This is a genomic window from Methylocystis sp. JR02 (assembly GCF_030063565.1).
In the GTDB taxonomy this organism is placed as follows: domain Bacteria; phylum Pseudomonadota; class Alphaproteobacteria; order Rhizobiales; family Beijerinckiaceae; genus Methylocystis; species Methylocystis iwaonis.
Map to the genome: position 1 here is coordinate 2,798,111 of NZ_JASIRC010000001.1, position 20,596 is coordinate 2,818,706.

Annotated in this window: 17 protein-coding genes and 1 tRNA gene; 6 read left to right on the plus strand and 12 right to left on the minus strand. The window is 64.6% G+C overall.

Going from position 1 to position 20,596, the window contains the following annotated elements; genetic code table 11:
- Nucleotides 1-102: 102 nt before the first annotated feature.
- Entirely contained in the window at nucleotides 103-342 is a 240-nt protein-coding gene (locus QNA11_RS13430; protein WP_202070781.1) for a hypothetical protein, read from the plus strand.
- A 75-nt stretch (nucleotides 343-417) separates the two neighbouring features.
- On the opposite strand, the gene QNA11_RS13435 is transcribed toward QNA11_RS13430, so the two are convergent.
- The 6 genes from QNA11_RS13435 to QNA11_RS13460 form a co-directional block, all read right to left on the minus strand.
- Nucleotides 418-912 carry a hypothetical protein gene (locus tag QNA11_RS13435; protein WP_283483416.1) on the minus strand — a complete coding sequence of 165 codons (495 nt, stop codon included), beginning with the start codon at nucleotides 910-912 and terminating at the stop codon, nucleotides 418-420.
- Nucleotides 913-991: 79 nt separating this feature from the next.
- The gene (locus tag QNA11_RS13440) at nucleotides 992-2,392 is read right to left on the minus strand and encodes a TolC family outer membrane protein (protein WP_283483417.1); all 1,401 of its coding nucleotides are present in this window, start codon (nucleotides 2,390-2,392) and stop codon (nucleotides 992-994) included.
- A gap of 227 nt (nucleotides 2,393-2,619) precedes the next feature.
- On the minus strand, nucleotides 2,620-5,838 hold the full coding sequence (locus tag QNA11_RS13445; RefSeq protein ID WP_283483418.1) for an efflux RND transporter permease subunit: 3,219 nt from the start codon (nucleotides 5,836-5,838) through the stop codon (nucleotides 2,620-2,622).
- Between the two features lie 13 nt (nucleotides 5,839-5,851).
- Nucleotides 5,852-7,051: an efflux RND transporter periplasmic adaptor subunit gene (locus QNA11_RS13450; protein ID WP_283483419.1), complete on the minus strand. Its 1,200-nt coding sequence runs from the start codon at nucleotides 7,049-7,051 to the stop codon at nucleotides 5,852-5,854.
- A 244-nt stretch (nucleotides 7,052-7,295) separates the two neighbouring features.
- A complete protein-coding gene (locus QNA11_RS13455; RefSeq protein ID WP_281930033.1) occupies nucleotides 7,296-8,204 on the minus strand; it encodes an outer membrane protein in 909 nt (302 codons plus the stop codon).
- Nucleotides 8,205-8,404: 200 nt separating this feature from the next.
- Nucleotides 8,405-9,715 carry a replication-associated recombination protein A gene (locus QNA11_RS13460; RefSeq protein WP_283483420.1) on the minus strand — a complete coding sequence of 437 codons (1,311 nt, stop codon included), beginning with the start codon at nucleotides 9,713-9,715 and terminating at the stop codon, nucleotides 8,405-8,407.
- Between the two features lie 192 nt (nucleotides 9,716-9,907).
- Between QNA11_RS13460 and QNA11_RS13465 the strand changes: the two genes are divergently transcribed.
- Nucleotides 9,908-10,714 carry a division plane positioning ATPase MipZ gene (locus tag QNA11_RS13465; RefSeq protein WP_283483421.1) on the plus strand — a complete coding sequence of 269 codons (807 nt, stop codon included), beginning with the start codon at nucleotides 9,908-9,910 and terminating at the stop codon, nucleotides 10,712-10,714.
- A gap of 246 nt (nucleotides 10,715-10,960) precedes the next feature.
- Here the strand turns inward: QNA11_RS13465 and greA are convergent, their stop codons facing one another.
- Both greA and QNA11_RS13475 read right to left on the minus strand, forming a co-directional pair.
- A complete protein-coding gene (gene greA, locus QNA11_RS13470; protein WP_283483422.1) occupies nucleotides 10,961-11,428 on the minus strand; it encodes a transcription elongation factor GreA in 468 nt (155 codons plus the stop codon).
- A gap of 159 nt (nucleotides 11,429-11,587) precedes the next feature.
- Entirely contained in the window at nucleotides 11,588-12,574 is a 987-nt protein-coding gene (locus tag QNA11_RS13475) for an MDR family oxidoreductase (RefSeq protein ID WP_283483423.1), read from the minus strand.
- Nucleotides 12,575-12,948: 374 nt separating this feature from the next.
- Here QNA11_RS13475 and QNA11_RS13480 point away from each other — a divergent pair, with 374 nt between their 5' ends.
- The gene (locus tag QNA11_RS13480; protein ID WP_283483424.1) at nucleotides 12,949-13,356 is read left to right on the plus strand and encodes a Ros/MucR family transcriptional regulator; all 408 of its coding nucleotides are present in this window, start codon (nucleotides 12,949-12,951) and stop codon (nucleotides 13,354-13,356) included.
- A gap of 196 nt (nucleotides 13,357-13,552) precedes the next feature.
- Here the strand turns inward: QNA11_RS13480 and QNA11_RS13485 are convergent, their stop codons facing one another.
- A complete protein-coding gene (locus QNA11_RS13485) occupies nucleotides 13,553-13,915 on the minus strand; it encodes a TIGR02300 family protein (protein ID WP_202070792.1) in 363 nt (120 codons plus the stop codon).
- 172 nt (nucleotides 13,916-14,087) lie between these two features.
- On the opposite strand from QNA11_RS13485, the gene QNA11_RS13490 reads away from it, so the two are divergent.
- The 3 genes from QNA11_RS13490 to QNA11_RS13500 all read left to right on the plus strand — a co-directional run bounded on the left by QNA11_RS13490 (nucleotide 14,088) and on the right by QNA11_RS13500 (nucleotide 15,321).
- Nucleotides 14,088-14,161, plus strand: a tRNA-Gly gene (locus QNA11_RS13490).
- A 393-nt stretch (nucleotides 14,162-14,554) separates the two neighbouring features.
- Nucleotides 14,555-14,944 (plus strand): transcriptional regulator, encoded by a 390-nt coding sequence (locus tag QNA11_RS13495; RefSeq protein WP_283483425.1) that lies wholly within the window; start codon nucleotides 14,555-14,557, stop codon nucleotides 14,942-14,944.
- A complete protein-coding gene (locus tag QNA11_RS13500) occupies nucleotides 14,941-15,321 on the plus strand; it encodes a diacylglycerol kinase family protein (RefSeq protein ID WP_283483426.1) in 381 nt (126 codons plus the stop codon). The genes QNA11_RS13495 and QNA11_RS13500 overlap by 4 nt, the downstream gene beginning before the upstream one ends.
- Here the strand turns inward: QNA11_RS13500 and QNA11_RS13505 are convergent.
- The 3 genes from QNA11_RS13505 to QNA11_RS13515 all read right to left on the minus strand — a co-directional run bounded on the left by QNA11_RS13505 (nucleotide 15,318) and on the right by QNA11_RS13515 (nucleotide 20,345).
- Nucleotides 15,318-17,651 (minus strand): Tex family protein, encoded by a 2,334-nt coding sequence (locus QNA11_RS13505; RefSeq protein WP_283483427.1) that lies wholly within the window; start codon nucleotides 17,649-17,651, stop codon nucleotides 15,318-15,320. The genes QNA11_RS13500 and QNA11_RS13505 overlap by 4 nt on opposite strands.
- A gap of 107 nt (nucleotides 17,652-17,758) precedes the next feature.
- Entirely contained in the window at nucleotides 17,759-18,352 is a 594-nt protein-coding gene (locus tag QNA11_RS13510; RefSeq protein ID WP_283483428.1) for a hypothetical protein, read from the minus strand.
- Entirely contained in the window at nucleotides 18,336-20,345 is a 2,010-nt protein-coding gene (locus QNA11_RS13515; protein ID WP_283483429.1) for a hypothetical protein, read from the minus strand. The genes QNA11_RS13510 and QNA11_RS13515 overlap by 17 nt, the downstream gene beginning before the upstream one ends.
- Nucleotides 20,346-20,596: the final 251 nt, after the last annotated feature.

The window sequence follows — 20,596 nt, forward strand, 5'->3', positions numbered from 1 at the left end:
CGCCCCGCTTTGCGCGTTATGAGGGGCCGTTACTGTCGGCGGGAGGGTTCTACGCCAGCGCAAGCAAGCACAGCCGAAAATATGAGAAGAGGAAGCGTCAAAATGAACAAATTCGCCTTTGTTGCGGCGGCCCTGTTTGCCAGCATGATGACCCCGGCCTTCGCCGATTGCGACACCCGCAACGCCGACGATGACAAGCAGGCTGCGGCCGCGTCGAAGTGCTACGACGAATATCTCGCCCGCAAGCAGAACTACGGCGCGAATGTCGACGAGCTGCGCGCCAACTTCAAGGCCTGCAATGAGAAGGCCGGCTGCCCGCAGAACTCCGACCTGCTGAAGTAAGATCGTTTCGCCTCTTCGAGCGAGTAGAGGCCGACGCTCAGGGGCGCGCAATTATTGCGCGCCCATATTTTTTGCTTACTGCCGATAGACTTTGCCGTCCGGGCCCTTCCAGCCGTTCGAGTCTTCGTAGAAGCGATATTCCTCATCGAAGACGACCGTTTCGCCCGGGGCCACATATTGCTTGCCCTTGGGATCGGAGTTACGCGGCGCCGTCACATAATGCTTACTGGGCGAGCAACCTTCCTTGACCTTGCCAGCGTCGTCGGGTTTGCAGTCGAGATTGGCGCCTTCCGGAAACTGCACTTTGGCGTTGAAGAAGATCTCGAAGCCCTTCTCGCCGGTCGCGTGCATTTCGAGCGCTTCCGACATCGTCTGTTTGAATTCGAGAATCTTGCCGGGCTTGTCGAAATGCTGCGGGAGGAGATTTTCGAAAATCTTGCGGGCGTGCTCCTCGGTCGGATCGCCGCAGCCGAACCAGCAGATGGCCGCGGCCGGACCGGCGGCCATGGGCGCCGCGACCAGCGCCAGCGCAAAACCTCTGGCGAAGAATTTCAGATACGCGCCTCGCATATAGCGTTTCCTCTTCTTTGTTGCGCCGCAACGCGAGCGGCGATTGGCCGCAGAGTAAAACGCTTTGTATGAAATGTCTTCAACGCCCGGCGTCGGGCGTCGCGGTCCCGACCCAGGAGTCTTTCACCTGCTCGAAATGGACCGCCGGGTCGTATTGCCACGCGTCCAGGCTGAGCGTTTCCGTCGACAGCCGGCCCATGGCGGCGAGCACGGCGTAAGAGGCGACCACGCGCTCACGCTGGGCGAAGACGAGACTGATGCGGGCGTTCAGCAATTCCTGCTGCGCGTTGAGAATGTCGAGCGTCGTGCGCAGACCGGCCTTGGCCTCCTCCCGCACGCCATAGAGCGCGCGCTCGGCCGCCGCGATCTGCGCCTGCGCGGCGGCGATTTGGGTTTTCGCCGCCTGCAGGGCGCCCCAATTGGCGCGCACCAGCGCGATGACGTCGGCGCGCGCGACATCGACGTCGAGACGCCGCTGCCCCGCCGTCTCCTTGGCTTCCCGGACTTGCGAATAGGTTATGCCGCCCTCGTAGATCGGCACATTGAGCCGCCCGCCGATCGACGCGCCAATATTGCGGTTATAGACGCCGCTGATGTCCGTCTGGGTGAAGACATTGCCGACGATCGAGAATTTCGGCATGAAATCCCCTTCGATCACTTTGATGTCGAGGTCGGCCGAGTCGGCGTCGTGCAGAGCCGCGAGAATGACCGGATGCTCGGCCAAGGCGTTGCGCTCGACCTCCTCGCGGGTTTTCGGGATCAGACGATCGACCGCGGTGCCGGGGGATAATTTCTTCGGTTCGACGCCGATCGCCTGCCGATAAAAGCCGACGCTCGCCTCGAGCGCGGCGCGCGCCTGACCGACCAGCGACTGCCCGGCGGCGAGCCGCGCCTCGGCCTGCGCAATGTCGGTCAAAGTAATCTGGCCGTAATTGTAGCGCTCCCGCGTCTGGCGCAATTGCTCGGCGAGAACCGCGACGTTGTTTTCCTGCAATTTGAGCGCGGCCGTGTCGCGCAAGACGTTCATATAGGCGGAGGCCGCGTTGAAAAGCACGCGCTGCTCGGTAAGACGCAGCCGCTCGCGCCCGGCGAAGACATTCGTTTCCGCCATGCGGGTGGCGTTCTGCGTTTTGAAGCCGTCGAAGACGGGCTGCTCCACCGTGAGGGTCGCCGAGCGGGGCATGCTGCCCCCTGTCTGAATGCTTTTGGTCTGGACGCGGGTTAAGGCCGGATTGGCAATTTCCTCGTCGATTTGCCGCGCGATCGCGCGATTTTCCTGCTTGCCGAGATAGAGACTTGCATTGGCGCGCGGACGCAAGCCCGAGCGCGCCTGCGGCACCTTCTCGTCGAGCGCGCGCACGCCGGCGCGGCCGGAGTTCAGCACCGGACTATTGTTGTAAGCGCGCAGCAAGGCGCCATCGAGCGTCTCGGCCGACGCCGCAGACGACGTGAAACACAGAGCAAAAAAGGCGGCCCGCACGAAAGCGGCCGCGCAACCGCTGGGCGTGAGCTCATCCCTCCCCTTTACGGGGAGGGTGGCCCCGCGCAAGCGGGGTCGGGTGGGGCAAGCCCCAATAACTGTCGTAGCGGCGCGAGCCCCACCCGCCGGCCTTTGGCCGCCGACCTCCCCGTAAAGGGGAGGTATCTGGCGCCCGACGTCCGAGCAAAATTGGCGCTCAGCCGATTGTCCTGTGCGGCGCGCCTGTCTCACACCGCCTCCCTTTCACGCGCGGCGGCGAGCGAGGCTTTGTTTTCACCAAAGAAGGCATAGAGCGCCGGCAGCACGATCAGCGTGAGCACCGTCGCGCTGATGAGACCGCCGATGACGACAGTGGCGATCGGCCGCTGCACTTCAGCGCCCGTCGACGTCGCGAGCGCCATGGGCACGAAACCGAGAGAGGCGACAAGCGCCGTCATCGTCACGGGACGCAGACGCGTCATGGCGCCCTTGAAGATCGCCGCGCGCTCATCCATGCCGCTCACCATGAGCTGGTGAATATAGGTCCGCATCACGAGGCCGTTGAGCACGGCGACGCCAGAAAGCGCGATGAAGCCCACCGCCGCCGAGACGGACATGGGCATGCCGCGCAGCCACAGAGCCAGCACGCCGCCGGACAATGCAAGCGGCACGGCCGAGAAGACCAGCAGCGCGTCGCGCGCCGAACCCAGCGCCGAGAACAGCAGCAGGAAAATCATGAAGAAGCAGACCGGCACGACGATCATGAGCCGCGCCCGCGCCGCCGCGAGATTTTCGAACTGCCCGCCCCATTCGATCCAATAACCGGCGGGGATTTGCACCTTGGCGTCGACCTTGGCGCGCGCTTCGTTGACGACCGAGGCGATGTCGCGTCCGCGCACATTGGCGCTGACGACCACGCGCCGCTTGCCGTTCTCGCGCGAGATCTGGTTCTGTCCGTCGACGGTGGAGAAGCTCGCGACCTGCTTGAGCTGAATGGTCGAGATGCGGCCCTGCGCGTCGGGTGGCAAGGAGACGGGAATCGTCTCCAAAGCGCTGGCGTCCTCGCGCAGATTGTCGCGCAAGCGCACGAAAATCGGGAATCGGCGGTCGCCCTCGAAGATCATGCCGGCCTGCTCGCCGCCGATCGCCGCGCCGATCGTGTCCTGCACGGCGCCGAGCGACAGGCCGTAGCGCGCAATGGCGCTCTTATCGACCTTGATGTCGAGCACCGGCAGGCCCGTCACCTGCTCGACCTTGACGTCGGTCGCGCCCGGCGTGGCGCGCAGAATGGCCGCGATATGATTGGCGGTCTTCAGCATGGCGTCGAACTCTTCGCCAAAGACCTTGACGGCGATGTCGCCGCGCACGCCGGCGAGAAGCTCGTTGAAGCGCAACTGAATGGGCTGCGAAAACTCATAGGCGTTGCCGGGGAGCTTCGAGATTTCGGCCGAAATATCGTCGATCAGCGTATCCTTGGGCAGATGCGGATCGGGCCACTGATCTTCCGGCTTCAGCATGATGAAAGTGTCGGTCAGATTCGGCGGCATGGGGTCGGTCGCGACCTCGGCCGTGCCGGTCTTGGAGAAGACATAATCGACCTGCGGCAGCTTGCGAATGGCGTTCTCGACGTCGATCTGCATCGCCTGCGATTGCGTCAGCGACGTGCTCGGAATGCGATTGGCCTGCATCGCGAGATTTTTCTCGTCGAGCTTCGGAATGAACTCCTGGCCGAGGTTCAAATAGAGAAGCACGGCGAAGAGGAAGGAGGCGACGCCGATCGCCATCACCTTCACCGGCGCCTCCATCGCCCAACGCAAGGCCGGCTCATACATGCGCTTGAGCGAGCCCACGATCGCATTGTCGTGCTCTTCGCTGGCGCCCGAGACGAAAAGCGCGATCATCGCGGGGAAAAAGGTGAGGGAGAGAAGGAACTCCGACAGAAGCGCGATGATCACGGTCATCGCCATCGGATGGAACATCTTTCCTTCGACGCCCGAGAAGCTCAGGATCGGCAGATAGACGAGGATGATGATCGACTGACCGTAGACCGTTGGCCGCCGCATCTCGACGGCCGAATCGATGACCGTCTCGAGACGTTCCTCGGTGGTCAGCGGGCGCCCCGCCATATGCTGGCGTTCGGAGAGGCGGCGCAGGCTGTTCTCCGCCACGATGATGGCGCCGTCGGCGATGAGGCCGAAATCGAGCGCGCCGAGGCTCATCAGATTGGCGCTGATCTTGCCGATATACATGCCGATGGCGAGCAGCAGCATGGTCACCGGAATGACCGTCGCCGTCACCACCGCCGCGCGGAAATTGCCCAGCATCACGAAGAGCACGAGGATGACGAGCCCCGCGCCTTCCAGGAGATTCTTGGCGACGGTCTTGATAGTCGCGTCGACCAGGAGCGTGCGGTTGAGGATCGTCTTGACTTCGATCCCCGGCGGCAGGGACTTCGTGACGGTCTTCACCTTGGCGTCCACCGCCGCCGAGACGGTGCGGCTATTGGCGCCGATCAGCATCAGCGCCGTGCCGATAACCACTTCCTCGCCATTCATGCTGGCTGAGCCCGTGCGCAGCTCCTTGCCGATGGCGACATTGGCGATCTCGCCCACGCGCACGGGCACGCCATTTCGCGTCGTCGCCACGACATTGGCGATATCTTCGACAGTCTCCAGCCGGCCGCCGCTGCGCACGACGAGGCCCTCGCCATTGCGCTCGACATAGCCGGCGCCGCGGCTGACGTTGTTCTTCTGGATCGTCGCCGCAAGATCGCCGAAGGACAGGCCGAGCGACGTCAGCTTCGCGGGGTCGGGCTGCACATGATATTGCCGCATGAAACCGCCGAGCGAATCGACGCCGGCGACGCCCGGCACCGTGCGCAATTGCGGGCGGATGATCCAGTCCTGCACGGTGCGCAGATAGGATTCCTGCGCGACGGCGGTGCGCAGCATCGCGCCTTCCGGCGTCAGATAGGCGCCGTCGCGCTGCCAGCCGGGCTCGCCCGCATCGGCGAGCTTATGCGGCTCCGCGTAGCGCACGGTCCACATGTAGATTTCGGAAAGGCCCGTCGCGATCGGGCCCATGCGCAGCTCGATCTGCGGCGGGAAATCCTCGCGCGCCTGGGCAACGCGCTCATTCACCTGCTGACGCGCGAAAAAAATATCGACGCCATCGGAAAAGACCGCTGTCACCTGCGCAAAGCCGTTGCGCGAGAGCGAGCGGGTATAGTCGAGACCCGGAATGCCCGCGAGCGCGTTCTCGATCGGATAAGTGACCTGCTTCTCCATCTCGAAGGCGGAGAGGGCCGGCGCGCGGGCGTTGATCTGCACCTGATTATTGGTGATGTCGGGAACGGCGTCGATCGGCAGATGCACGAGCGCGAAAGCGCCGAAGGCGCCGACCAGCGCGACCAGGAGGACGACCAGCCAGCGGCTATGGACCGAAAAGGCGATGATCCGCTGCATCATGGTCTTAGAGCCGTCACTCCTCGGGAATTTCGCTCTTGCCGGCTTCGGCCTTCAGCACGAAGCTGTTATCCACCGCGATCGTCTCTCCGGGCGAGAGGCCTTTCACGATCTCCACAGAACCTTCGTCGCCGTCGCCCAGTTCGACGACGCGCTTTTCAAAGCCATTCTTCACGCGCACGAAGACCGTCGGCTCATTGTGGATGAGCTGCACCGCGGCGCGCGGCGCGACGACTTTCGCGGGGCTCTGTTCAAGTGCGATCTCGGCGTTGAGCAAAACGCCAGGATGAATGGCGTAATCGGGATTTTTGAAGGCGGCGACGACATGGCCGGTGCGCGTCTCGGGGGTGATGATGGCGTTGACCACGCGCACGACGCCCTCGAAAGCGCGCCCATCCGCCCCCTTGACGACCACCGGCTGTCCCACGCGCACGCTGGCGAGATTGGCGACGGGAACCGCGAGCTCGGCTTCCACCTCGGAAAGATCGGCCAGAACGTAAATCTGGCTTTCCGGCGTCACCGGCTGGCCGAGATTGGTCAGGCGCTCGATGACGCGGCCCTTGATCGGCGCGCGAATCTCCTTCTCGCGCAAGCGGGCGATGGGCTGATTGGCGAGCGCCGTCATCTCGCTTTCGGAGAGATCGAGGGCGGCGAGCTTGCCGCGCGAGAGATCGAGGCGGAGCTTCGCTTCCGTGAAAGACGCCTTGGCTTTCAGGAACAGTTGCTCGGCGGTGATCTTCTTTTCGAAGAGGCCCTTCTCGCGCTGGAAGAGCTGGGATTGCAGCTCGTAATTGGCGAGCGCGGCGAGATATTCGCTCTTGGCGTCGGCGACCTCGCGCGAATCGATGACGGCGATCGTCTCGCCCTTCGCCACCTCGTCGCCGAGTTTCTTGCGCATTTCGGCGACGACGCCGGAGACCTTGGCGGCGACGCGGGCGAGATGGTCGGGATCGGGCTTCACCGTCGCTGGCACGGTGATCTGGCGCTTGAGCACGCCGGGGCCCGCCTTGCCGACGCCGATCTTGGCGGCCTCGATCTGCTCGGGCGACAGCTTGATCAGCCCTTCGGGGGCGGCGTCCGGACTTGCCGTCTGCGGCGCGCCGGCGCCGGAGTTCGCGGGCGCAGCCCCGCGCATCTTCGCGAAAAGGCCCGGCAGAGCCGCGCCGATGGCGAGGCTCACAATGATTGCGAGAAGAAGGGGCGCTTTGCGGGGCATTTAAGCTGTGGGGCTCCGAGGCGCGTCGGCGAAGGTCCAGTGAACAGGGTTAGCACCCGCACGCGCCCGACGCCAAGCGCGACAGGCTCGAGCGAGACTTGCCCCAATATGCTCCGACGCCCCTGCTATAGGCCGCGCTGCAACGCGCGTCCATGCCGCTCCCGCAACATGACGCATTTGTAATCAAATGAAAAAGCCCGGCCACAAGGGCCGGGCTTCGCAATCGTCTAAGCTGCCGAAAGGCTCAGTATTTCGCCAGAACCGGCGCCGGAGCGGCGAACGGGTTGAAGTGCCAGTTCAGGCCGGCGCGAACCGTGTGGAACTGGGTCGGCGAGCTGTGCGAACCAGCCCAGCCGGGAACGACGAAGGTCGTGAGCACGCCCGGGATGACCACATTGGTCGAGCCGAGATCGGTGTAGAGATATTCCACCTTCAGCGACCAGGCCGGGAAAGCGAGCGGCGACCACTCGACGCCGCCACCGGCGGTCCAGCCCGTCTTGGTGCCGAACGACTTGGCGCGGCCGATCACGGCGCCGCCGACGGGGCCGGTCAGGAAGATGTCGGCGACCGAGACGGTCTGATCCACCTGGCCATAGGCGAAGCCGCCCGTGCCGTAGACCAGCAGATTCGGCCAGGACGGAAGCGTCACGCCGATGCGGCCACGAACCGTGCCCCACCAATCGACGCTCTTCGCGGAGTTCACGAAGGCGCTATGCAGAATGGGGCCGCGCGCCGCAGTGGCGGCGAAAGCCGTCGACGGGCTGGTCGTCGCGCCGACGACATTCGACTGGCTGTTGATGTCGGCCGCCTGAATGTCAGCTTCGGCGCCGACAACGAGCCACGGCGAGAACTGGAAGTTGTAGCCGATCTGACCGCCGCCCGTGACGCCGTTCAGATTCTGCGGAGCGTTCCACGCGGCGGAGAAGCCCGGAGCAGCCGACGGCGACGGATAGATGAAGCCGCCCGTCTCATTGGAGCCGGCGCCAAAACCATAGCCGATGTTGATACCGCCATAGAGGCCGTTCCAGGTGAAGCTCGGCGCCGGGGGAACAAAGACCGGCGGCGGTCCCTTGCGCGACGGGAGATCGGCGGCAAAAGCGGAACCCGCAACAAGAGCCAGCACAACGCCGGCGGCGACAGGAAACTTGGCCATAATCGACCCCTTCGTAGATATTTCGAATTCTTGGGCTTCTGCCGCTTGAATGCGACCTCCGCGCCGTCACGGCTAGACTTACGGCTGACCTCGCGGACGGTCAATCGAAAGGCGACCTGAACAAGCCTTGTGCATCACGTTTGCCAGCCTGCGTGACAATTGCGCAACATAATCGTGCAGTTCCCCGGTCATTTGGCCGGTCATTTGGGGTTGCGTTCGCGCCGCAACCGCTCCCAATAATCGAGGCGCTTGGCGAGCTCCCGCTCGAAGCCGCGCTCGACCGGCTTGTAGAGATTCTGGCGCCCGAGCGCGTCGGGCCAGTAGTTCTGCCCGGAGAAGGCGTCGGGCGAATCATGATCGTATTCATAGCCCTCGCCATAGCCTTCCTCGCGCATCATCTTGGTCGGCGCGTTGAGGATGACCTTGGGCGGCATGAGCGAGCCCTTCTCCTGCGCGAGGCGGCGCGCCTTCTTATAGGCGACATAGCCGGCGTTGGATTTGGGGGCGGTCGCCACATAGATCACCGCCTGCGCCAGAGCGAGCTCGCCTTCCGGAGACCCTAGAAAGTCGTAAGCGTCCTTTGCGGCGTTGGCGATCACGAGCGCCTGCGGATCGGCGAGGCCGATGTCCTCGACCGCCATGCGCACGATGCGCCGGGCGAGAAAGAGCGGGTCTTCGCCCGCGTCCAGCATGCGCGCGAAGTAATAGAGCGCCGCGTCGGGGTCCGAGCCGCGCACGCATTTGTGCAGCGCGCTGATGAGATTGTAATGGCCCTCCTGCGCCTTGTCGTAGATGGGCGCGCGCCGCTGAACGACGTCCGCGAGCGCGGCGCGGTCGAAGATTTCGCCAGCACGCGCCGCGCGCCAGATTTCCTCCGACAAAGTGAGCGCGGCGCGGCCGTCGCCATCGGCCATGGCGACCAACGCCTCGCGGGCGTCGGCGTCGAGCGGCAGCTTCTTGCCTTCGGTTTCTTCGGCGCGCGCCAACAATTTTTTGATCGCCGCCGCGTCGAGCGATTTGAAGGTCATCACGCGCGCGCGCGACAGCAGAGCGGCGTTGAGCTCGAAGGACGGATTCTCCGTCGTGGCGCCGATCAGTGTGATCGTGCCGTCTTCCATCACAGGCAGGAAACTATCCTGCTGGGCGCGGTTGAAACGATGGATCTCATCGACGAAGAGCAGCGTGCCCTGGCCCGTCGCGCGGCGCGCACGCGCGGCCTCGAATGTCTTCTTGAGATCGGCGACGCCCGAGAAGATCGCCGAAATCTGCACGAAAGCGAGTTTCGTTTCATGCGCGAGCAGGCGCGCCACCGTTGTCTTGCCGGAGCCGGGCGGCCCCCAAAGAATAAGCGAGCCGAGCGAGCCGCCGCGAACGAGCCGCGTGAGCGCGCCGTCAGCTCCGAGCAAGTGATCTTGTCCAACCACCTCTTCGAGGCGAGTCGGGCGCAGACGGTCCGCCAAGGGGCGGGGCGCGCTTTCGTCGAGTTTCGCGTTTTCGAAGAGGTCGGGCATTGGAGTCTCGGATGGTCGGAGTCCTTACTTGTGTCGGCGCCGATCAATTGACGCCTCGACGGCGCGTTAGCCAAAGCTTACCCTGCACGCAAGTAAATGATTCGGCCGCATAAGCTTGGGTGCTGCCGACAATTGCCGCGTTTCGCGTAAAGCCTTGCCGAACCGAGCAAACGCCAAAACGGAACCAAAAGAATGCGAACAATAGCTTTCGTTACGCAAAAGGGCGGCGCGGGCAAGAGCACCCTCGCGAGCAGCGTCGCCGTCGCCGCGCGCGCGGCCGGCGAGCGCGTTTTCATCTTCGATCTGGACCCGCTCCAAACCCTCGTCAAATGGGCGAGTTCGCGCGAGGCGTCCGACATCGGCGTCGAGCACGCGCCGGCGGGAAAGCTCGCCAAGGCAATCTCGGCGTTGGAAAAAAAAGGGATCACTTTGGTCATCCTCGACGCGCCGGGCCATGACGGCGAACAATTGCTTGCGGCCGTGCGCGCGGCGGACCTCTGCATCATTCCCGCGCGTCCGAACGCTTTCGATCTTTGGGCCAGCGAAAAAACCCGCGCGCAAGTGAAGGAGGAAGGTTGCGACTACGCCTTCCTGCTCAACCAATGCCCGCCGTCGCAACAGAGCGCGCGCGTCGATCTCGGCGCCAAGGCGCTGCAGGCGATGGGCGGTCTGCTTGCGCCGCTGGTGTCCTCGCGCGTCGACTACCAGGAAGCCGCGCGTCTCGGCCTCGGCGTCGCGGAATATAACCCCGAGGGCGTGGCCGCTCAGGAAATGAAAGAGCTGTGGAGCTCGATCAAGCGCCGCCTGAAACGCGCCTCGGCGAAGCCGGCGGCTGAAAAGGCTGCGGCGGAAAAACCCGCTCCGGCTCAAAAAGCCTCTGCGCCGAAGGCCGCCGTCGCCAAGCCGGAAGCGCCTCAGAAGGCGGCCGCGGTTGCGCAGAAGGCCGAAACGCAGGAAACCAAGAGCCCCGCCAAGAAGGTCGCGCGCAAAGCGGCATAGCGCCGGCGCGAAGGATAGAGAACGAAGTCGAGCGGCGCGGAAACGTGCGGTCAGACTGCCGAAGAAATGGCGGTGACGCCCCTCGTGCTTCGAGACGCCTGCTGCGCAGGCTCCTCAGCATGAGGAGCTTCTGCAAAAACACTCAGGCCACATCCTGAGGAGCGAGCGAAGCTCGCGTCTCGAAGGACGAGGCCGCCTCGGAGGTTTGGCGACAAATTAGCCGCGCGGAAAACGCGCGGCTTTTTGTTACGCGATCTCGACGATCTGCGCGCGGTGATGGCCGACCTCGACCTCGTCGTCGACAGCCTTGCCCATCAGGGCCTGCGCAAGCGGGGCGACATAGGGAAGCAGCCCCTTCGCCGGATCGGCCTCGTCTTCGCCCACAAGGCGGAACGCCCGGCGCTCCCCGCCCTCCAGCTCCACCACGACACGGTGGCCGAAGCGCACATGCGAATGGTCGGCGATGCGCGGCACGATCTCAGCGCTGGCGCGGCGCGCCCGCCAGTAGCGCAAATCGCGCTGGGCGAGCGCGATCGCATGATTGTCGCCAGCGGCGTTCGCCATTTCCAGATCGGCCAGCAGGCGCGTCATAGCGTCGTCGATCTGCTGCAAGCCTTCTTGCGTCACCAGATTGCGATGCGGGCTGATCGGACGATCGGGCAAATCCTCGCGCGGATTGTCGTCGTCCTGTTCTTTGGTGAATGCCGAACTCATGCGTCCTACCTTTGGCGCCCCGAGGGCATGAAAAGCTAAACGGTCCAAGAGCGCGGTCCGGGAGCGCGATCCGCTCGGCGGCCGAAAGCCGATTACAACCGAAGCGAATGCGTTCGTCGAGGCGTCCGGCGGCGCTGCGACAATTGGTCGAAGCGACGCTCAGCGCATCTCGATGACGACCCGCCCGCGTATCTTCCCGCCCACGATCGAGCGCGCCCTCTCCAGCGCCTGATCGAAGGGGATTATCTCACACATGGCGTCGATCATCGCGACGTCCAGGTCTGTCGCGAGCCGCGCCCAGGCTTCGCGGCGCAAATTTATTCTTGGCCGAACGCTTTCGACGCCGAGCAGCGACACGCCGCGCAGGATGAAAGGCGCGACGCTCGCGGGCAGATCCATGCCGCCGACATTGCCGCAGGCGGCGATCGCGCCGTCGAACCGGGTCTGCGCAAGCATATTCGCCAGCGTGGCGCCGCCGACCGTATCGACGCCGGCGGCGAAGCGTTGGGTTTGCAGCGCTTTGCCGGGGGACGAAAAATCCTCCCGCGCCAATATTTCGGCCGCGCCGATGGATCTCAGATAATCAGCCTCGGCGGGGCGCCCGGTGATGGCGGCGACGCGCCAGCCGGCCTGCGCCAGGAGGGCGACGGCGAAGGAGCCGACGCCGCCCGAGGCGCCGGAGACCACGGCCGTTCCGTCAGCGGGCGAGAGGCCATGCCGCTCGAGCGCGAAAAGACAGAACATGGCGGTGAGCCCCGCCGTGCCGATCGTCATCGCGCGCGCGGGCGTCAACGCGCCGGGGAGCTTGACCAGCCATTCGCCGGGGAGCCGGGCCTTCTGCGCGAAGCCGCCAAAATGCGCCTCACCCAGGCCGCAGCCCGTGGCGACGACGAGGTCCCCCGGCGCAAAACCCGCATGCGCCGATCGGGTGACCCGTCCGGCGAGATCGACGCCCGGAATCATCGGAAAGCGGCGCACCACCGGGGCTTTTCCGGTCACCGCCAGACCGTCCTTGTAATTGATGGCCGAGTAGAGCACCGCGAGATCGACGTCGCCGGGCATCAGCTCGTCCTCTGTCATCTCCACATAATCGGCGCTCTGGGCGCCCGACTGGACATCAATTCGTACGGCCCTGAAAGTGGACATTGCGGCTCCAAGTCGAGTCGAACAGGCAAGGCATTGTGTTACTGCTCAATAACCATCCTCCATAACCTCATCTAGGCCGATCTTCGCCTGTTCGTCCCATGGACGGGCTCAAGACTTTGCGATTCTGGGCGGCTCTACGCTGCTGCGGCGCGCTCGAAAGAGAAACATATGGCGTAAATGAGATGACCTAAATTTAATGGAGCATAATTCTTGATGCACGGGGATAAATGGCATAAATTGACGTTTAGTCTTCGCCTGTTCGATAAAGCCCGTCGCGTAAAAGGTTTTGTCCGAGCTATTTGAAGCGGCGACGCTTCCCGAGAGAAGACGCCAGCCCTCTCAGGGTCCCCACGTGACGCAATAGGCGCCCTTAAATGAACCTGCCCAACAATATCGAACTCGCCGCGGACATTGTATCGGCCTATGTCAGCAACAATTCCGTGCCAGCCTCCGATCTGCCTCAGCTCATCAGCGAAGTATATAATGCGTTGCAGCGCGTCGGCTCCACCGTGGCCGCCGCACCGGCCGAGCCGCCGAAGCCCGCCATCGCCCCCAAGCGCTCGGTGACGAACGACTACATCATCTGTCTCGAAGACGGTAAGAAATTCAAATCCCTGAAGCGCCATCTGCGCACGCAATACGGCCTCTCGCCCGAGGAATATCGCGAGAAATGGGGCCTGCCGGCCGATTATCCGATGGTCGCCCCCAATTACGCCCAGGCGCGCTCCAATCTCGCCAAAGAGATGGGCCTGGGCCAGCAGCGCCGCCGTCGCGGCAAATAACCGTTCCCAGAGCGCATTCCGCAAAAGTTGATAGACTTTTGCGATAAGAATGCGCTCCAATTTTTTGACTCTGCGCGCTTTCCGCTCGCGTGATTCCATGCGAGCGGAAAGCGCGCTAGCCCAAACAAAAAACCCGCGGCGCTCGCCGCGGGTTTTTTGTTGGCTGTTTGCGGGGCGCCCGAAAGGGGCGCGACGCTCACCCCTCGTCGTCGGTCTCGATGTCGCCGTCGATGAGGCCGGAGACGTCATCGTCCTCGCCCTCTTCCTCTTCGAGGAAGGTGTCGTCGTCGCCGGCGTCGTCGATCTCGACGTCTTCATCGACATCGAGCGTCTCGGCCGCATTCTCGCTCTCCTCGACCTCATCGAGCGACACGGTTTCCACGCCCTCCTTCTCGACCTCGCTCTCTTCCTCCTCCACGCGGCCGGGCGCGCGCGAAAGCGCGGTGATCTGGAAGATCGTCCCGCACTTCGGGCAGACGATCGGGCTCTTGTTGAGGTCGTAGAATTTCGTTGCGCAGGACTGGCATTGGCGCTTGGCGCCGAGTTCCGGTTTGGCCACGGTTCGTTGATCCTTACGAAAGGGGCAGCGTTGGAACGCCCGCCTGTTGATTGACCATCGGGCGCTCGGGTTAGTGGGCTCCGGCGGCGCTGTCAAATAGATAAATGCGCGCAGCCCGCGCGACGGATTCGCCGTTGCAAAGCGGCGCGCGGCTTGGCATAGAAAAAGGGTCGCGGGTGTAGCTCAATGGTAGAGCAGCAGCCTTCCAAGCTGAATACGAGGGTTCGATTCCCTTCACCCGCTCCATTTTTTGCAAAATGTATAGGGAGGCGATTATGCCCAAAATTTTAGACAACCTCGCCTGCTTTCGAGCGCACGTCCAAGCGCCGTATGGGCTTCAACTCTGAAACCCATGTGAAGCGCGGCGCGCGAATCATTCACGCCGCGCCGACGCGGAAAGCTTAAGAATATAAGCGGGACCGACGCCGCTTCTTCTCCCCACGTGTGTCATGTCCCGGCGTGGATGCCCGCGACAGGCGCCGGGCATGACGCGGCTGCGGAGGGTTCGTTTACCCGAATTCCGCGCCCTGACATGGGCCCGCGCGCGCTTGACGTGCGCCTGGGCCACCGCATACTTTGCCACGCAAAGCTTAGGCAGAGGCTCGGCCTGGCGGGCGGCCGGCGTTGCCCCGATCGCGAATGACGGAGGAGACAGTGCCGCGGCGCGACGCCGAGAAGGGACGTTTCGCCTATGAGGGCCTCGACCGCGTCATTCACGAGAAGGCGCGCCTCGCCCTTCTGACCGCGCTCCTCTCTTTTCCGAAAGGCTTGCCATTCTCGGAGCTCAAACGCCTTTGCGGCCTGACCGATGGCAATCTCAGCCGCCATCTCGCCGTGCTGCAGGAAGACGGCCTCATCGCCATCGACAAGCGTTTGGAGGAGAATCGCCCTCTGACGACTTGCCGCATCACAAGCCCCGGACGCAAACGCTTTTCCGACTATCTGAAAGTGCTCGAACGCCTGGTCGACGACGCCGGCAAAGCATCGGCCGTGGCCAACGGCCGCGATGCGGGGAGAGCAAGCCCTTGAAAAAGCCCGACGCCTTTTCGCCGCAGGCGCGGTTGAAGAGCTTCTCCTATGCTTTCGCGGGGCTAGGCTTCATGCTGCGCTCCCAGCACAACGCTTGGCTTCACGCCGTCGCGACAATCGGCGTTGTGGCGGCGGGGTTCGCATATAAGGTCCGGCCCGAGGAATGGCGCTGGCTCTTTGCCGCGGTGACGATCGTCTGGGTGGCGGAGGCGGTGAACACCGCCTTCGAACATGTCTGCAATGTCGTCTCGCCGCAGCATCATCCCGAGGTCGAGAAGGCGAAGGACGTCGCCGCCGGCGCCGTTCTGATTGCGGCGCTGGGAGCGGCGACGATCGGCGCGAGCGTTTTCGCCCCCTATGCGATGGGCTCTTTTTAACGCCCGCCCTTCTGCTTCATCGCGGCCAGCAGCGCTTCGCCGAGCCCGCCGGGGCTATTGCCGGCCGGCTTGCCGCCCTTCGGCGCCGAGGTGAATTGCTGCGGCCCGCGCGGGCGGCCCTGATCGCGGCCGGCGCCCCCGCTTTGCCCGCCTTTGCCCTGCTGGCCCGGAGCGTCGTCGAGGCGCATGGAGAGCGAGATGCGCTTGCGCGGCGCGTCGACCTCCATGACCTTCACTTTCACGATGTCGCCGGGCTTCACCACGCTACGCGGGTCTTTGACGAACTCCTTCGACAAGGCAGAAATATGCACCAGACCATCCTGATGCACGCCGATGTCGACGAAGGCGCCGAAGGCCGCGACATTGGTGACGACGCCCTCCAAGACCATGCCGGGCTTTAGATCGTTGAGCGTCTCGACGCCCTCCTGGAAGGTCGCGGTCTTGAAGGCGGGGCGCGGATCGCGGCCGGGCTTTTCCAATTCCGCCAGCACGTCGGTGACGGTCGGGACGCCGAAAGTCTCGTCGGCGAATTGCGCGGGCTTCAACTTGCGCAATTCATTCGTATTGCCGATCAGCGATTTGATGTCGGTCTTCGCCGCGTCGAGGATGCGGCGCACCAGCGGATAGGTTTCCGGATGCACGCCCGAGCGGTCGAGCGGATCGTCGCCGTCGATAATGCGCAAGAAGCCAGCGCTTTGCTCGAAGGCCTTGGGGCCGAGGCGCGGCACTTTCTTCAGTTCGGCGCGCGTGCGGAAGGGCCCGTTGGCGTCGCGATGCGCGACGATATTGGCGGCGAGCGTCTCGCCGAGGCCCGACACGCGCGCCAGCAGCGGGGCGGACGCCGTGTTGACGTCGACGCCCACGGCGTTCACGCAGTCTTCGACCACCGCGTCGAGCGCGCGCGACAGCTTCATCTCGGAAAGATCGTGCTGATACTGGCCGACGCCGATCGACTTGGGCTCGATTTTCACGAGCTCGGCGAGCGGGTCCTGCAGACGCCGCGCGATGGAGGCGGCGCCGCGCAGCGTCACGTCGAGGTCGGGGAGTTCCTTGGAGGCGTATTCGGAAGCCGAGTAAACCGAGGCGCCCGCCTCCGATACGACGATCTTGGTGAGCTTCAACTCCGGATGCTTGGAGATCAGCTCGCTCGCGAGCTTATCCGTCTCGCGCGACGCGGTGCCATTGCCGATGGCGATAAGCTCGATCTTGTGCTGGCGCGCCAGGCTCGCGAGCGTGGCGATCGACTCGTCCCAGCGCCGCTGCGGCTCGTGCGGGTAGATCGGGGTGGTGGCGACGATCTTGCCGGTGGCGTCGATGACGGCGACCTTCACGCCAGTGCGGAAGCCCGGATCGAGGCCGAGGGTCGCGCGCGCGCCGGCTGGCGCGGCGAGCAGGAGATCGCGCAGATTTTCAGCGAAAACGCGAATGGCTTCGTCTTCCGCCAGGCGCCACAGGCGCGCGCGCGCGTCGACCGAAAGATGCAGCTCGATCTTGGTGCGCCACGCCCAGCGCGCCGTATCGATGAGCCATTTATCGCCGGGCCGGCCGCGATCCTCGATCTGATAGCGGCGGGCAATGCGGCTCTCATAGCCCCCTAAGCCGGGCTCCGCCTCCGGCGCCATTTCGAGCTCCAGCATCTCCTCCTTTTCGCCGCGGAACAGCGCGAGGATGCGGTGCGAGGGAAGCTTGGAGATCGGCTGGGAGAACTCGAAGTAATCTGAATATTTAGCGCCGGCGGCTTCCTTGCCCTCGCGCGGCTTTGATTTGAGAACCGCCTGCTGCCAGTGGGTTTCGCGCAGCGCGCCGATGAGGTCGGCGTCTTCCGCGAAGCGCTCGACGAGAATGGCGCGCGCGCCCTCCAGCGCCGCTTCGACGGTCGCGACATTCTTCTCGGCGTTGACAAAGGCTTCCGCCTGAGCCTTCGGGTCTTTATCGGGCGCGGCGAGTAGCGCCTCGGCAAGCGGCGCGAGGCCGGCTTCGATGGCGATCTGCGCCTTGGTGCGGCGTTTGGGCTTGAAGGGCAGATAAATATCTTCGAGGCGCGCCTTATTGTCGGCCTCCATGATGACGCGCTTCAGCGCATCGTCGAGCTTGCCCTGCGAGTCGATCGATTCGAGAATCGCCTTGCGGCGTTCTTCCAGCTCGCGAAGATACCGCAGCCGTTCTTCCAGCTTGCGAAGCTGCGTATCGTCGAGCTGGCCCGTCGCCTCCTTACGGTAGCGGGCGATGAAGGGGACAGTCGAACCGCCGTCGAGCAAGCCGACCGCAGCCTCCACCTGCCAAGGTTTCGCCGCAAGTTCCTCGCTCAGCCGCTCGACGATCGACGCCATATGCTCGCCTCTCTCCGTGAAGGGAGGGAGGCTTGTAGCCAAGGGCGGCGGGGCAAGTCAAAGACAGGGCGGCCGGCGGCGCGATTCGCGCACAGGCAATTTGCCGCCTAATCCTTGCGCCCGACGAAGCGCGGGTCGCCGCCGAAGATCGACGACAGGGCGCGCGCGGTCTTCATGAAGGCGCGGCCTTGCGCGGTCAGACGCCAGCCGTCCGGTCCCTGCTCGAGATTGCCGGAGAGCGCCTGCTCCTTCAGCCGCCGGTCGATCTGCGCCCAATCATCCACATAGACGCGCACAAAGGCGTCGCGCGCTTCCACCGCCGTCAACGGACGATCGGCGGCGTCGAACTGCGACAACATGAAAACCGAGATCGATCGATCAGCGGTGATCGGTCCCAGAATGAAAGCCGCGAGGAGAAGCGATGTCGCGACGATCGCCGCGCCGAGCGCGTCGACGCCGTCGATCCCGAAACGGCGCGGCAGGCGCGCGGCAGGCGCCGCGACCAGCGCGATCAGCAGGAGGAAGTCGACAATGAGCGCGCCGACGCCGCGGTAGAACATGACGCCGGGGCCGAGAAGAGCCAGCGCCGCGCGCAGCAGCGCGACGAAGATCACGCCGCCGACGAGGGTCGCCGCGGCGTAGAGAAGGACGAGCGCGAAGGCGCGGCGGAGTGTCGAGCGCGTCTCAGTCATTTGCGTCATGATGGGCGCCGTTCAGGATATAGACGCGGAAATTTTGATTGGCGTAGGCGGGCGCCGCCGTCGCGGTCCAGGCGCCGGGCGCGGCAAAGACCGGGTCGCGCGAAGCGACGACCAGCGCCGCGATATTATGGCGCGCCGCACGACGACGCGCCTCGTCGAGCGAGAGCGTCGCATCCACAAAGATCGGCCCGAGAAAAGCGATGCGCTCGTCGATCTCCGCCTCGCGCGCGCCGAAGAGCCGCGCATTGTGCCGATCGGCGACGGCGACAGGAAAACGCCCATAGAGCCCGTAGCCATAGGCGCGGTTCTTTTCAGGATACGCCTGCACGACGGCGCCCGTCGGCAGATGCGCATCTAACCAGCTCCAGGCCGCCATCTCGTCCGCAAGCGTCGCGCGCGTGTGCTCGAGCGGGAAATAAAGACGTAGTTGCGCGACCGCGACGCCCAACGCCAGATAGGCGAGGACGAGACAGGCGATGGCGGCGGCGCCGATCCCGCCGCGAAACAAATGCCCTTGCCGCGCCGCCGCCGCAGTCCAGATGAGCGTCGCGAATTGCGCAAAAAGCATCGCCCGCCAGCCAAGATCGTTGAGAAGGACCGTCGAGCGAAAGAATGAGCCGATCAGCAGGGAGGCGACGGTAAGGCAAATGAGCAGCAGGCCGAATTCGCTCGCGCGCCCCCGCCGGCCCGCCTTGCGCCAGAAGACCACGGAGCCAAGCGCGAAGACGCCGAAATCGATGAGATAGAAGAGCGGTATCGACAGGCCGCGGTACATCGCCCCCGCCTCGCGCGAGCCGGCAAGGATGTCGATCCATTCCGGGCCGCGCAAGGCGAAGCCGATCGGCGCCGCCTCGCCCCCGCCCCCGACGCGCGGCAGCAGCGTCACGAGCCATGGCGCGGCCAGGCCAAGCGCAAGAACGCCAGCAATGCCGAGACGAATCGCATCTTCGGCCCGGCGCCGCCAGAGAAGGGAGAGTAGCCAGAACCCGGCGCCGAGCGCCGCCGGCATGGCGACATAGACGGATTCGCCGGCCATGGAGGCGAAGGCGAGGCCGGCGAGCGCCACGCGCCGCCAGTCGGCGCCGGGCGCGGCGAGCGTGATAAAGCCGACGAAGGCCGCGCAAAGCGCCGCGACGTGATGCGGCACCCACATCACGCTGTTGAACCAGGAGGTGACCTGCTCGTCCCAATCGGTGAAATGCAGGAAGAGAAAATCCGCGCTTCCCCCGCCCGCGACATAGACCGTCATGAGGGGGAGGAAATCGAGGCCCGTGGCAAAGAGCAGCGCCAGCAGCAGCGCGTTGCGCGCCCGAGGCTTCGTCTCCGCAACCCGGACGGCCGTTTCCGCGCCGCTCTGCGCAAGCGCCGCCCGAGCGAGCGCGAACAGCGCGAAACCGATCAGCGGCGCGCAGGCGTAGACGGCGTGGCGCGCGGCAATGCCGAGCGGCGCGCCGACGACGGCGACCGCGGCGGGCAAGGTGTAGAAGAGGTAGTAATAGGACATCCCCCGGCCCGGATCGTAAAAGGTCGGGCTCCAGGGCGGCGCGCCGGACTGCGCCAGCGACCAGGTCGCCGCGGCGTGCTTCACATAATCGACCGCGAGCAGCGAATGCTGCAGCCTGCCGACGCCTGGCATGTCCACGAGCAGCGCCGTTGCAAAGACGATCCAAAACAGCGCGACGCCGATCCAGGCGGGATGTAGCCGTGAGGGCGTGGCGCCCGGCCACGCCAGCGCTATCCAGCCGAACGCGGCAAGCGCCAAGGCGGCGATCGTCATCGATTCGGGCCCGAGGCGGGCGGCGAGATTGAGGATCACGGGGACGCAGCCGAAGCCGCAGATCAGCGACAGGCCGAGACGCTCGAGCCGCGCGCCTTCGGCAAATCCCGGGAAACGTAGCCGATCGGCGATGGCCGCGCCGGCGCCGCTGACGATGAGCGACAGGAGCGCGAAGGCTTCGATGGTGGCGCGAATTTCACTTAAGGCGATGCCCATGCGCGCCCCGAAACGTCCTGTTTTCCTAAGATTCGCGCGCACTATGAGGGTGACAGCTTAAGGCCCTGTTTATCCGTTCGAGCCGGGGCGACTACCGTAAAGCTCCCGCATTAACCATGCTGGGGGACGGCGACGGCGGGGGCCAAGATCACGGAACGCGGCACAGGCTCGACGGGCCGGCGCCGGAATGAAACGGTTTCGTTAACGGCCGATCGCTTTCCGTCTCGCGCGACAGAACGCGTCCCAGTGCG